This is a genomic window from Methylorubrum sp. SL192, assembly GCF_026672325.1.
GTDB lineage: Bacteria > Pseudomonadota > Alphaproteobacteria > Rhizobiales > Beijerinckiaceae > Methylobacterium > Methylobacterium extorquens.
Genome location: NZ_JAPPQV010000003.1, coordinates 152,072 through 164,245 on the forward strand (window position 1 = coordinate 152,072; position 12,174 = coordinate 164,245).

General features: G+C 63.4%; 11 protein-coding genes. 3 read left to right on the forward strand and 8 right to left on the reverse strand.

Annotated features, from left to right (window positions below; genetic code table 11):
* Positions 1–173 precede the first annotated feature (173 nt).
* The 8 genes from OVA30_RS01705 to OVA30_RS01740 all read right to left on the reverse strand — a co-directional run bounded on the left by OVA30_RS01705 (position 174) and on the right by OVA30_RS01740 (position 10,181).
* A complete protein-coding gene (locus OVA30_RS01705; RefSeq protein ID WP_268174396.1) occupies positions 174–2,459 on the reverse strand; it encodes a glycoside hydrolase family 65 protein in 2,286 nt (761 codons plus the stop codon).
* The gene (locus tag OVA30_RS01710; protein WP_268174397.1) at positions 2,452–3,180 is read right to left on the reverse strand and encodes an HAD family hydrolase; all 729 of its coding nucleotides are present in this window, start codon (positions 3,178–3,180) and stop codon (positions 2,452–2,454) included. Before OVA30_RS01710 ends, OVA30_RS01705 begins: the two co-directional genes overlap by 8 nt.
* A gap of 30 nt (positions 3,181–3,210) precedes the next feature.
* Positions 3,211–5,646, reverse strand: a complete 2,436-nt coding sequence (locus tag OVA30_RS01715) for a phosphoketolase family protein (RefSeq protein ID WP_268174398.1) — start codon at positions 5,644–5,646, stop codon at positions 3,211–3,213.
* Positions 5,647–5,787: 141 nt separating this feature from the next.
* Entirely contained in the window at positions 5,788–6,288 is a 501-nt protein-coding gene (locus OVA30_RS01720) for a hypothetical protein (protein WP_268174399.1), read from the reverse strand.
* A 194-nt stretch (positions 6,289–6,482) separates the two neighbouring features.
* Positions 6,483–6,734 carry a hypothetical protein gene (locus OVA30_RS01725; protein ID WP_012251866.1) on the reverse strand — a complete coding sequence of 84 codons (252 nt, stop codon included), beginning with the start codon at positions 6,732–6,734 and terminating at the stop codon, positions 6,483–6,485.
* Between the two features lie 240 nt (positions 6,735–6,974).
* Positions 6,975–8,057 (reverse strand): AraC family transcriptional regulator, encoded by a 1,083-nt coding sequence (locus tag OVA30_RS01730; protein ID WP_268174401.1) that lies wholly within the window; start codon positions 8,055–8,057, stop codon positions 6,975–6,977.
* Between the two features lie 553 nt (positions 8,058–8,610).
* Complete coding sequence (locus OVA30_RS01735) at positions 8,611–9,039, reverse strand: hypothetical protein (protein ID WP_268174403.1); 429 nt, start codon at positions 9,037–9,039, stop codon at positions 8,611–8,613.
* 20 nt (positions 9,040–9,059) lie between these two features.
* Positions 9,060–10,181 carry an AraC family transcriptional regulator gene (locus OVA30_RS01740; RefSeq protein ID WP_253399560.1) on the reverse strand — a complete coding sequence of 374 codons (1,122 nt, stop codon included), beginning with the start codon at positions 10,179–10,181 and terminating at the stop codon, positions 9,060–9,062.
* Positions 10,182–10,297: 116 nt separating this feature from the next.
* On the opposite strand from OVA30_RS01740, the gene OVA30_RS01745 reads away from it, so the two are divergent.
* The 3 genes from OVA30_RS01745 (at position 10,298) to OVA30_RS01755 (ending at position 12,136) form a co-directional block, all read left to right on the forward strand.
* Positions 10,298–10,660, forward strand: coding sequence for a hypothetical protein (locus tag OVA30_RS01745; RefSeq protein ID WP_150105666.1), 363 nt, complete (start codon positions 10,298–10,300; stop codon positions 10,658–10,660).
* A 277-nt stretch (positions 10,661–10,937) separates the two neighbouring features.
* Positions 10,938–11,369, forward strand: a complete 432-nt coding sequence (locus tag OVA30_RS01750) for a hypothetical protein (RefSeq protein WP_268174404.1) — start codon at positions 10,938–10,940, stop codon at positions 11,367–11,369.
* A 227-nt stretch (positions 11,370–11,596) separates the two neighbouring features.
* Positions 11,597–12,136, forward strand: coding sequence for a hypothetical protein (locus OVA30_RS01755; RefSeq protein WP_442786130.1), 540 nt, complete (start codon positions 11,597–11,599; stop codon positions 12,134–12,136).
* Positions 12,137–12,174 lie beyond the last annotated feature (38 nt).

The following is a 12,174-nucleotide window of genomic DNA, read 5'->3' on the forward strand; positions in this document are numbered from 1 at the left end:
GACGCCGGTTCGGCGAAGGAAAGCGTATTGAAACGAAGGTCTAGAGACGCCGGCCTGATGCCATCAGGTCGGATACGACTCGGGCGCGGCGCCCTCGTTGGCTTACGGCAGCTGAGTGGCTTGGCGCCGTAGAGCGTGCCATCGGCGCCCGGCACGTCGCGAGACGCCTTCGACTACAGCTCAAACCGCAGTGGCGATCCAGGTGTCAGGTGCTGCGTCACGCCCGCGACCGTGACGTCCATCCCGTCTCCGGCCATCAGCCTGGCCTCCAGCATAGGGCGGCTGACGCTGAGCCCGACGGATCGGCCCCTCCACCAGACCTTGAACGAAAGGGTATCCCACTGAGGCGGCAGCTTGGGATCGAGCTCCAGCGTGTCGCCCGCTAAGTTCAGGCCGGCGATGCCCAGGATCGCCGCCTGCCACAACCCGCCGAGCCCGGCGATCCGGACGCCGCCGGCGCTGTTTGGATCGAGGTCGAGGTCGAGAGACGCGGTCTCGCGCATGTATCGAAGAGCCGTATCCGAGGCGCCCAGACGCGCGGCCACGCGGGCATGCATCGCGGCGCTCAAGGAGCTGCCATGGGCACAGCGCGGCTCGTAATGGCGGAAATTGATCTCCGCTCCCTGTTCGAGAAATTCCTGGGGCAACAAGGCGATCAGCGCGACGACGTCGGCTTGCTTGATCACTTGCGAGCTTTGCGTCTGCTCCCGGCCGATGACCACGTCGATCGGCAGTGCATGGTCGACATAGTCCGCGACGTTCAGCTGCTTGAGGCCGTGGAAGCCGGCGAACTGCTCGTACAGTCCGGTTGCGGGGTCGAGACCGGTGACGATCCGCGCGACCGCGTCCCGCCAGTCATCGAGTTCCCGGTCGTCGAGCGCGAGCTTGTCTCGAAGCGCCTCGGCACGGTCCGGCCAACCCTTGCGCAACAGGTTGAGCGCCTCCAGTGCGCAGCCGATGTTCCACCGCGCCATCACGTTGGTGAAGGCGTTGTCGTCGACATCCTCATGGTACTCGTCCGGCCCGATCACATGGCGGATGTGGCGCCGGCCATCCGCTTCGGCGACGGCTCGGGACGCCCAGAAACGCGCCGTCTCAAGGAGAATTTCCGCCCCCGCATCGCGGAAGAAATCGTCGTCGCCGGTGGCACGCCAGTACTGCCACACCGCGTAGGCGACGTCGGCGCTGATGTGGTGCTCCATCTTGCCAGTCAGGATCTCAATCGGCTTCCCGTCAGGCCCTAGCACCGAGTCCGGTGTGGTCTCCTCGCCGGTGTCGGCCGATTCCCATGGATAGAGCGCGCCTCGCCAGCCGCCGAGCGTCGCCTTGGCCCGTGCTCCGGGCAGCGTATGGAACCGGTACATCAGCAGCGCGCGCGCCGCTTCCGGCCAGACCGCGGTGTAGAACGGCAGAAGATAGATCTCGGTGTCCCAGAAGACGTGGCCGAAATAGGCATCGCCGGTCAGCGCGCGCGCGCCGATCGAAACCCGGTCGTCACTCGGGTTCGCGGCGCTCGTCAGGTGGTACACGGCAAACCGCAGCGCGCGCTGCAGGTCATCGTCGCCGTCGATGACGATGCCGCTGTCGCTCCAGTGTGCATCCCATGCGGATTCATGAGCCTTGAGGATCGCGCGCCAGCCCACCGATGTGCTGCGCGCGAGCGTCGCCGCGGCGCGGGGCGCAGGATCCTCTTCCGATCGCTCGGCGCGAGCGACGGCGACGAGGCGGGCGAATTGCGCCACCTGGCCAGCCTTCGAGCGCCAACGCCAGATCCAACGCAGCGGAAATGGGCGCTCGGGGTCGGCCAAGGCGCCATCAAGATGCAACGATGCGGCACCCGCCATCGCCACGACCTTACCGGTCCCCTCGGTGCGCCACGCGCCGAGGTCGTTTTCGAGACGCACCGGCTCCATACCGACGCCGGCTAGCCCGAAGCTCGCTTCGAGGCGGACGTCGATGTCGTCGCGGTCCAGCACGATCTGCTGAAGCTGGAGTCCCACCGACCGGTCCGCCAGCGACAGGAGGCGCAGCTCGTGGCCCTTCGCGGTCACCTGCGCCGGTGTCCGATGCGTCCATTCCGAGAGAAGCACGCCGCGACGCATGTCGAGCCGCCGCATGCCATGAAGAATCTCGCCTTCGCGCACCACCAGCGGCTCCCCATCGAGGATAAGGCGAATCCGCGACCAGTCGGCGACGGGCACGAGCGCCGGCACAGGCGGCTCGGTGTTGGGCATGTCGAACAGCCCGGCGACGTAGCAGCGCGGCCAAGAAGCCCATCGGATGTAGCCGAGCCAGCTCACCCAGGTCGGCCCTCGGCCCGTCGAGCGCGCGGCACGCATGCCGAGGAAGCCGTTGCCGAGGGCAAAGCGGGATTCGACCGCGCTCTCCGTAAGCACGCTGTAGCCTTCGTGCGTGAGAACCCAGCCGGGCTCCTGTGTCGGTCGAAGCACCTCAAGCATCGGCAACGGGCTCCGTGACGGTTCGGGCGCGCAGCGTGCCCGCGCCAAGGGCGGCGATCTCGACCTGGTCGAGGCTCGTCACGACGAGATCGGCGCCCGCTTCGCGCAGCAGGGCTTCGTCGCCGAGGCGGGCAATCCCGAGCGCGGTCATCCCGCCCGCCCGCGCCGCCGTGATGCCGGCAGGTGCGTCTTCGATGACGACGCAGTGCAACGGCGGTGTGTTCAGAGCTTCGGCTGCGAGCAGGAACAGCGCGGGATCCGGCTTGCCCCTCGGCACGTCACGGCCACTTAGGTCGGCGTCGAACAGCGACAGGAGCGTGCGCCCATCCGGCAGCTTCAGCTGGGACAGCATGGCGGCGGCGTTTTTCGATGAGGAGGCCAGCGCCAACCGTAGCCCGGCCGACTTCAGGGCGGAGGAGAAGCGAAGGGCGTCCGGAAACACCTCGAAGCTACCCGCCTCGATCAGTTGGTCGATCAGGGCCTGCTTCCTGTCCGCGTACTCTGCGGTCCGGGCCGCAGCCTCAGGTCCGCCAAGCCGCTCCAGAGCCTCCCGAGCGCCTTCGAGGCGCGGCTTGCCGGCGACGTTGGCTTGATAGAAGGACGTGGTGAAGCCTGCCGGGTCGGCGAACCCTGTGAGCGCCTCGCGCCATGCGCGCTCGTGCGGCGAGTCCACCAGCACACCGTCAACGTCGAAGATCGCCGCGAGGAGAGCCGGTCTCAAAACGCACGACGCCGGTCGAAGCGCCCCTCCTCACACATTGTCACTCTCCGTCGAGCCGAGACCGCGCGTCGTCGCCATCGGACTCCAGGACCAGCCGGATACTTCCGGCATGTCGTCGCCGTGCCGATGAATATACGCGCGATGGTCGATCAGCTTGTCCCGGATCGCCTGCTTGGCGTAGGCCGCCCGAGCGGCTAGGCCCGGCACGCGGTCGATGACATCGCTGACCAGGTGGAACCGATCCATGTCGTTCATCACGCACATGTCGAACGGCGTGCTCGTCGTGCCTTCCTCTTTGTAGCCACGCACATGGAAGTTGCTGTGTCCGTGACGTCGATAAATCAGCCGGTGAATGAGCCACGGATACCCGTGAAAGGCGAAGACGACCGGCTTGTCCGTCGTGAACAGGGCATCGAAATCCTGATCTGACAGGCCGTGTGGATGCTCCGTGTCGGGCTGCAGCTTCATCAGGTTCACGACGTTGATGACGCGCACCTTGAGATCCGGCGCATGGCAGCGGAGGAGGTCGACGGCCGCGAGCGTCTCAAGGGTCGGCACATCCCCGCAGCACGCCATCACGACGTCCGGCTCGCTGCCGCGGTCGTTGCTCGCCCATTCCCAGATCCCAAGCCCGGCGGTGCAGTGCTTGACCGCCTGATCCATCGTGAGCCACTGGGGTGCCGGCTGTTTACCCGCGACGACGACGTTGACGTAGTTGCGGCTTCGCAAGCAGTGGTCGGTCACAGAAAGCAGACAATTCGCATCCGGCGGCAAGTAGACACGAACGACCTCGGCTTTCTTGTTCACGACATGGTCGATGAATCCTGGGTCCTGATGACTGAACCCGTTGTGATCCTGACGCCAGACGTGGCTGGAGAGAAGGTAGTTCAACGACCCAATGGGTCGCCGCCACGGAATATGGTTGCAGACCTTCAGCCACTTGGCGTGCTGATTGAACATCGAGTCGATGATGTGGATGAAGGCCTCGTAGCACGAGAAGAAGCCGTGCCGACCCGTCAGCAGATAGCCTTCGAGCCAGCCCTGACATTGGTGCTCGCTCAGCATCTCCATCACGCGGCCGTCATGCGCGAGGTGATCATCCCACGGATACGTCTCGGCCACCCAGGCGCGGTTGGTCACCTCGAGCGCGTCCTGCCAGCGATTTGAGTTATTCTCGTCCGGACTGAACAGCCTGAAGTTTCGCGCTTCTGCGTTCAGGTCCATGACGTCGCGGAGGAAGCGTCCCATCACGCGCGTGGACTCGGCGACGGCGGCACCGGGGGCGGTCACCGGTATTGCATAGTCGTGAAAATCCGGGAGCCGAAGGTCGCGGAGCAGAGTGCCCCCATTGGTATGCGGATTGGCGCTCATGCGGTGGTCGCCCGTCGGGGCAAGCTCGGCAAGCTCGGAGCGAAGTCGGCCGCCTTCGTCGAAGAGCTCGGCGGGCCGATAAGATTGCATCCAGTCTTCGAGCATGCGCACATGGGCGGGATTGTCGTGCATCTCGCCCATGGGCACTTGGTGCGAGCGCCAGTAATCCTCTGTGCGCCGTCCATCGATTTCTTTCGGACATGTCCATCCTTTTGGCGTCCGAAGAACGATCATCGGCCAGAACGGCCGGCCCGTGAAGCCTTTGTCGCGCGCGTCGGACTTGATCCGCCGAATGTCTCGCAGGACAGCATCCATGGTGGAGGCCATGAGCTGGTGCATTTCGGCCGGATCATGTCCTTCCACGAAGTAGGGGGTGTACCCGTACCCACGGAAGAGATGTTCAAGCTCCGCGTGGCTAATTCTTGCCAGTACAGTCGGGTTGGCAATCTTGTACCCGTTGAGGTGCAGGATCGGCAGAACCGTCCCATCGCTCACCGGGTTGAGAAATTTGTTCGAATGCCAGCTTGTGGCAAGAGGTCCGGTCTCGGCCTCGCCATCGCCGACGACGCAAGCGACGATGAGGTCGGGGTTGTCGAACGCGGCGCCGTAGGCGTGCGAGAGGGAATAGCCCAGCTCTCCGCCTTCGTGCATCGAGCCCGGTGTTTCAGGAGCCACATGGCTCGGGATGCCGCCTGGGAAGGAGAACTGCTTGAAGAGGCGCTTCATGCCCTCAGCATCGGCGGAGATGTTCGGATAGACTTCGCTGTAAGTCCCCTCGAGGTATGCGTTGGCGATCAAGGCAGGACCGCCATGCCCCGGCCCTGTAATATAGATAACATCAAGATCATGCTTTTTAATAAGACGATTCAGATGAACATAGATGAAATTTAAACCCGGAGTGGTTCCCCAGTGGCCGAGCAGACGCGGCTTGATGTGCTCCTTGGTCAGCCGTTCCACCAGTAGCGGGTTGTCGTAGAGGTAGATCTGACCGACCGACAAGTAGTTTGCCGCCCGCCAATAGGCATCGATCAGGGTCAGCTCGGATGTCCGCGCCGTGCGCTTGGGCTGCCGCCGAGCTTTGAGGATCGCGTCCATTTGACTGCCTCGCTTCGGTGCTGGGTCGACTCTGGCGCGAAGCGGCGGGCTTGCTCCGGGTGGAGGCCTTGGGCATCAGCATGCCGCACGCTTCCGGCTGCGGTAGCGCGTCGTTTCGCCAAAGACCGGACGCGCGGCGCCTCAATACGGGGCACAGGCGCCGGTATACGCATCGTAGTAGGCGTAGGGCCCGCAGCCTCCGTAGCCGCTCCGATACCCGTAGTAGCCAGCGGCTGCGGCTGCACCGACCCCGGCCGCGGCGAGCCCGTAGCCATAGGGCCGATAGCCACCCCAACCATAGCCGCCACGGACAACGTAGCCCCGGCTGACCCGACCGCCACCCCAACCGGGGCGTCCGGCAATGGGACGTCCCGCTCCCCAACCGGGCCGGCCGGCAATCGGACGTCCCGCCCCCCAACCGGGGCGTCCGGCAATCGGGCCTGCAGCCCCCCAGCCTGGCCGCCCAATTCCGCCGCGGAAACCGCCACCGTGGAAACCACCACCGCCGCGGAAGCCACCGCCGTGGAAGCCGCCGCCGCCGCGGAAGCCGCCACCACCACCGCGGAAGCCGCGCGCATCGGCCGCCACACCGGTTAGGATCAGGGCCGCGAAGGCGGCCGATGAGATCAGGAGCGCTTTCATGAGGTCGTCTCCTAGCCGGAGGACACCAAGTCGAGGTGAGCCAAGTCGGATTCGGTCGTGCGACGACGCAGTGGGTCCGTACAGCATCAACCGTTTGGTGCAGAGAACGCTAGCACCGGGCCGGGCGCCTCGCTTGATCTGACAGGACAGGCACAGATCACGATGCGGCGCACTCTAAGAGAAGCCAGCAGGAGTCAGATGCTGAGCTGTGCAACCTCGATCAGGACATCCTCAAGATAGGCCTTGATTCGGCCGATCTCGGTCGCGCTCGGCCCCATGATGCTGAACCCGATCAACTCGCCGCGCGCATGTACCCTGCGGATCAGGGATTCCGCTTTCGTAGCCACCTCGCGCTCGGTCTGCGCGCGGAGGATGCTGCCCGTCTCGGTGGTCGTGATGCGAATTTCGAAGCCAGGCTTTTCAATCATGACTTCACCATGAAACAACCAGCCTGAGGCAAAATCTTGTCCAGTGAGATGAAGGAAAGCTCTCCTACATCATTCTATATCTTCGGCACATCGAGGCTTTGGGCGCCAATCCCCCGGCGGATGGTCCGATGAGAGGGATCTGCCTGACGATTACGCTCAGATCCTGCTCGCTGATCACGCTCGTCGGCATCATGAGCGCACCGGCACCGGCACGAACGCACTGCCTTATCCGAGCCTTCTGCCGATGAGGGGAGGATCTTATTGGTGTTCCTCGCGCTTCGTCTCGGAATGGTTTCCCTGCCTCCATGAGCTGGGCGTCATGCCTGCCCAGCGCCGGAAGGCGTGCGTGAAGGCGGCGGGCTCCGAGAAGTCCAGGACGGCCGAGATCTCCGTCATGCTCATTTTGGTATCGGCCAAGAGGCGCTTGGCCACCCGGAATTGCGCCTCGTTGGCAAGCTGCTCGAAGCTTGTCCCTTCGGCTCTCAAGCGGCGGCTCAAGGTGCGGCGACCGAGCGACAGGCGAAGCGCCGTCTTCATCACGTCGCAACGCTTCCGGATCACCTCGGCGCGCAGGTGCTGACGAAGCCCGTCCTTCAGCGTGGAGGGTCGTGCCGATTCAAGCCGGCGGATACGATCCTCCACTCTGCGGCGCAGGACCGGATCGGCTCCGGCGATGCGCCGCTTGAGGAGGCTGGCCGGGAAGACCAAGGCGGCCGTTTCCTGATCGAACCGGACGGGTGCTCGAAAGAACTGGCTATAAGGCGTCGTGCTGCTCGGAGCAGAACGCGGCAGCAACACTTCCAATGGGGCCCAATCAGACCCGCACAGGGCCCGAAGGATGTTTGTCGCTGTGGCCAGCGCCCGATCCGAATGGTGGACAGCACCCTCGGCTCCCGGCTCATACGGGCAGTAGGTGAGGACGGCCACGTCGTTGTCGATGCCGAGGCCGACCACCGCACCCCGATTCAGCATACCCAGATACGCTTCGAGAGCCCGCAAGGCATCGCCGATGGTATCCGAGTTGCCCAACAGCAGGCCGAGAAGCCCGAGGGAGGTGATGGTGGTCCTTTGCCCGATGAGGAGCCCCAAATGAGGGCAGCGGGTGCGCTCAACCGCTATGGCAATCAGGCGACCGAGGGAGCTGTACGGGACGAGCTTGCCATGACACTCGAAGAGCCTCGGATCGAGCCCTGCCTCGATCATGAGGGTGTCGGGATCCGCTTCGAGTTCGACGAGGACGGCGTAGATCGCTTGAGCGACCCTGAGGTGCGCCAAGCCGACAGGAAGCAGGTTCTCAGGTGGGCTGGGGTATCCGGTTGCCAAAGCGGCACAAGAGAACATAGCAAGTTCCTCCTATTCGGGGGCCAAGCTGATTCGGATAACTCAGGTTAACTTTGCGAAATTTAGTGCATTCGCTGTGGATCTTCTTGATCGAAACGGTCATCGCGTTCGTGAAAACGTGACTGCCCCCGTCGGCAGCCAAAACCTGGCCGTTCTACAAACTCAGATTGCGTGAGGATGGTGGGGTGAGCGATCGGCGCTGAGCGGCCCGCGCTGGCTGATCGGACGGCGGCTTCTGCCGCAAGCGGATAGTAGCCGCGCAACGAGAGCGGACCGATACTACTATAATGTGCTAGTTACTATTCGGACACGACATAAGTTTTACGGAAATTTCTTGAACATTACCATTGATCTGTGTGCCACGCAGCTTCGCATTGAAGCTCGCGCGGCAATTTTTGCATGAGACCGATCGTCGATGGCGTGAAATCGACGATCCGCTGCGCCTCGAGGCCACCAAGCTCAACAGTTTCGCGGATCAGGGGAAGAGATATCTGCGATCTCAATCACCAGAAGCGGATCAACTCAACAAAAGACAGCTTTCCGTTGCTGCGTCTCATTTCGAGCAGCGTTGGTAGCCTGTGCCCGCCGGGTCTTGCTCATTGTAATAGCGTTTGAGGGGGCCGTTCGGCTGAGGCATCATGTAAACCCTGACCTCCTGGGCGGCCACGGCGTTCGCGCAGTCGAGAACGAGAAGCTGGCGGTCCCCGGTCGGTCGAACAGACTTGATGCTGCACGTCGCCATGGGGGTCTTCAGGCGCTTTCCTGAGACGATGAAGGCTGGAGCGAAAATGTCGATCGGCTTCTTGAACGCCCCACCTTTGCCCGCGGATGAAAAGACATCCGCACAGTCGCGCCCTTCCAGTACCCAAGCGCCCCGATAGGCAGACAACCCGGGTCCTGCTGCGAACGCGTCCGAAACACCAGCCGAGGCTGCAAGGCTTAGCCCAAGTCCTGCAACACCCATGAGACGTGCCGTTCGCATCACTACCTCCTGCGTAAGCTCTATCGGACCGGCTGCTGTGTCTGTGCGGAGTAGGAATTTTCGTCCCGCTCTCGACCAAGGCACTTCGATTGATGCTCCCGCCGCCATGTACTAGGCGCAAAGCCTGACCAGCGTCGGAACGCATGGCTAAAGGCGGCGGGCTCGGAGAAATCCAAGGCCGCCGAGATCTGCGCCATGCTCATTCTGGTATTGGCTAGAAGCTGCTTGGCGACTGAGAACTGCGCTTCGTTAGCGATCTGCTTGAACGTCGTGCCCTCGGCTTTCAGCCGACGACGCAGGGTACGGGGGGGGACCAGTCGCAGTCGCGCCACGTGCGCGGCCTTACAGCGCTGCCGCATCACCTGGGCTTGGAGGTACTCGCGAAGCTTGTCCTTCAGCGTGGAAGGCTGTTCGGCCTCAAGCTTGCGGATGCGATCCTCAACTCTCCCGCGGGCTGCCGGGTCCGCCCCCTTGATGCGTCTTTCAAGGAGTAGAGTTGGAAACACCAACGCGGCCGTTTCTTGGTCATACCGCACGGGCGCCCGAAAGAAGCTGATGTAGGGCGCTGTGTCGCGTGGCGCGGAGCGCGGCAACAGCACTTCTAATAGAGCCGCATCAGAGCCACCCAACGCCCGAACGACGTTTGTAATTGTGGCGAGTGCCCTCTCTGATTGGAGGGCCGTGCTCTCGGCTTCCGAGCCATAAGGGCAGTAGCTGAGAACGGCCACCTCACTGTCGATATCGAGTCCGACGACTGCGCCCCAGTTCCGCACACCAGCATGCGCTTCAAGAGCCCGCAAAGCGCCGCCGATGGTGTCCGAGTGGCGCATGAGCAGGCCAAGCAGCCCGAGCGAGGCCAATGTCGCGCGCTGTCCAACGAGGAGCCCGAGATGGTGACAACCCGTCCTCTCGGCTCCCAGAGCGATCAGGCGACCGAGCGAGGCGTATGGGACAGGGGTCCTGCCGCCGTCGAAGGTCCGAGGATCAAGCCCCGCCTCGGCGAGCAGTTCGTCCAAATTGGCGCCCAGTTCGACGAGAGTGAGGTAGACCGCCTTCGCGACTCCGGGGCGAGTCAAGCCAATGAGAGATGGCCTCTCGTGCGATCCGATGTCTCCAACGACCGCGGGCGGGCGTTGGCGCACAATTGAACCTGATTTCTCGGACGAAGACGTGATGCGCCCCCCCTGATTCGAGGCCAAGCCTGCGTACTTAGGCTTGTATTATTTAACATTGCAATGATCATTTCATACGAATTGCCTTGGGAGAGCGTAATTTTCATTCCCCTCGGGCACAAACTTCAATCACGCCACCATTGTCGTCGGATCGACGCGCCGGTCGTGAAGGCCACGGCCACCGCTCTGAATACGAGCATGCTCCACGCCACCCACGTTGTTTCGACGAGGCCACGAAGGGCGACTGCTTCTGGGCCTATGTCACCGACAGCCTGTCACCTGTGTTGAAGCCCGGCGATACGGTGATCCCTAACGATCACGGTGCTCACAAGGTGGTGGGCAAGCGCGATGGCGTCCAAACTGCCGGCGTGCAGTTGCTGCTCAGATTTACGGCCCTTTCCCTGCAGATCATACATCAACTTAAAATCGTTTCGATCACGCAATCATAATTTGGAGTTTTTCCGCCACCCCCTAGATAAACAGCAGCACAAAGCTTGGAACTGATAGAATAAGCCGAGCCAACCAGTGGCTCGCTGCACATGCTCCACGACGCCGCCGAAATCACGGCATCCGTTTGCAAAGACTTCGCTCAATGTCCTCTTGGATCAAGCAACGCGATCAAGGCTGTCATACGACCCGAGCGACGTATTCTGGGGTCTGCCGTTCCTACGGACCGGCATCTCGGCGTGCCCCGGGCCGCACCCACATGTCGCGAGGTCAAAAGCCATGACCCTTAGGATTTTACCGCCTCTTATACTTGCCGCGTGCCTGGCCTCGCCCGCGCTTGCCCAGTCGGCGATTGACCGGGGCCAGCCAGCGGCCCTCATTCACGGCAACTATTGCGGGCTCGGCAATAACGCGCCGCGGCCGCCGATCGATGCGCTTGATGCCGCCTGCGCGCGCCACGACGCCTGCACCCCTGCCGGCGGCCTGCCGTCGCCAGCCTGCAATCTGCGGTTCAAGCGCGAGACGGCATTCATTTCGCGCGATCCGCGACAGCCCGACGAACTGCGTGCGTTGGCAGGCTTCATGTCAGCAAGCGCGGCTCTTCTACCCTTCGATCCGGTTGCCCCGGTCGTTGGCACCAGCATGCCGGCATCCGGTCCATATGGACCGTATTCGCCCGGTCCATATCGGCCCGCCTACTACGCCTATTAGAGCCGTATCCACCCCGATCGCATCCAGTCGGCGCCTCCAAACTGCTGTTGAGAGGCGCCGTTTTTGGACGAGCTGGTTCCCTTCTCGTCGGAATGCGCTCTTGCGTCGTCGCGGAGCCCGCCGGCTGCCAACAAGGATCGGGCTGGCGCCTGCGGATGATCGCGATCCTAAAAATCAAGCAATCCGAGGATCGTCGAAACACCCAATACGGCTCGGTGGGTGTGAGCATGGAGGATGCAATGCAAAAACTTGCTTTGGTGTCGCTGGCAGCACTCGGAATGGGTGCGCTGATTGCCGCGGATACCGCTGAGGCCCGTGGTGGCTTTGGCGGCGGTGGCTTCCGAGGCGGCGGATTCGGCGGTGGCGGCTTCCGCGGCGGCGGCGGCTTTGGCGGCGGATTCCGGGGCGGCGGCTTCAGCGGTGGTGGCTTTCGCGGTGGCGGTGCCGTCGCAGGCGGCTGGCGCGGCGGCGTTGGCGGCTATCGCGGCGTGGCCGGTGGCTACCGCGGCGGTTTCTACGGCGGGCGCGGCTTCTACGGCGGTCGTGGCTACGGCTACCGCGGGTACGGCTATCGGGGCTACGGATACGGCGTCGGTGCGGGTCTCGCTGGTCTTGCGGTCGGCACGGCCGTCGGGGCTGCGGCCAGTAACTATTACGGCGGCTACGGCTACGGCTACGACAATGCCGGCTATGGTGGCTACGCTCCCGCCGCCTATGGCTCAAGCTATCCCGCTTACGGATACGGCGGCTGTACCTGCGGCTACTAATTCCACCGCATGAACGCCGGGCCACTCGGCGGCGGCCG